Here is a 1221-nt window from a genome sequence, read left to right on the forward strand (position 1 = left end):
ACGAAGAGACCGGTGACGTCTTCTTCCGCTATGCCGGGGATCAGGCGAAACTCGTGCCCGAGACCGGCCATCTGATCACCGAGAGCGGGATGACGATCGCCTACGAGATCACGCCGCGTGCGACGTCGGATGCCGAGACCGTCGTGATCGAAATCACCGGTCAGCCCGCCGCCACGAAACCTACCACCGGTGCTTCCAACACACGCGCGGCGGACCCTGCTCCCTTCCTCGACCCKGGTGCTACGGATATCTCAGGCGGTGGCTATGGCGATKGATTGGTCGCCTTTGCCCGCGAGATGATCGTCAAACACATCGGCCGCAAGCCCACACCGCGCCTCGGCCATGGCGCTGTCGTGGCAAGCGACAGGGCAGGGGGCTTTCGCGCCCGCATCCTGGTGGCCAGTGGCGGCTCCAAGGGTCGCTATGTCCGACCGCAAGATTTCCAAGGGTCGCATGTCCTCGCCGTCTGGGTTGAGAAATCCACGCTCGCACCGAACGAGCGCGCCTGGGTGCTGGTCGTCGAAGGTGCCCGATGAGCGATCCGCGCAAGGCACAGCAATGGAAGATCATGGGCCTCGCCGGGGTCGGTGGGGTGACGCTTCTGGGCATCCTCGGCTGGGTGATGAATGCCTCCGAGGCCAATCTGGTCGGATCGGGTGACAGCCCCGCGATCGATCCGACGATCATCGCCGATGTCACCTCCTCGGCGAGCCCGGAACTCTCCTGGATTTCCCAAAGCAAGGCCGACATCGAGAAGCTGACGGCGCAGGTCACCGAACTGACCTCATCCGTGACGGCGCTGAAGGAAGAACAGACAAAGCAGATCGCGGATCTGACGGCGCAATATGATGACGCTCTTCTGCGTCAGCAGCAGGACATCAATACCCTGAAGGGCGGCGAGGCCGCCGCTGATCCCAATGCTGCGGCCCAAGATGCCGGGCTGGGGCAGGATTTCGTGTCGGCGGTGCCGCATGGGGCAGGGGATCTTCCGGGGGTGAGGTCGGGAAATGCCGGGAAGGGGGGAGGTGCCACGGGGACAGGAGCTTCTTCTGACGGGTTCGGGACGAGTTTCACGCTCGCGGCAGCACCGGGAAGCGAGAAAGCCTCCGGGCTGCAGGGGCCGGCGCAAGCCGCTGGCGTCAATGGCGGTGATCCCGCAGACGGCACTGTGGCGACTGCGGCCGCGCAGGACTCGCATGTCCGCAAGCTTGAGAGCTATGT

1 protein-coding gene and 1 pseudogene are annotated in these 1221 nt (G+C 64.6%); both read left to right on the forward strand.

The features are described 5' to 3' along the window. A partial coding sequence (locus tag AC1DVR_RS23415) for a type-F conjugative transfer system secretin TraK (RefSeq protein ID WP_478003030.1) occupies positions 1–536 on the forward strand: 536 nt, incomplete at its 5' end. Then, positions 533–1221 (forward strand): annotated as a pseudogene (locus AC1DVR_RS23420) (hypothetical protein); the annotation flags it as partial. The gene AC1DVR_RS23415 and the pseudogene AC1DVR_RS23420, both read left to right, overlap by 4 nt.

This window comes from Rhodobacter sp. P2_H5, assembly GCF_056403335.1.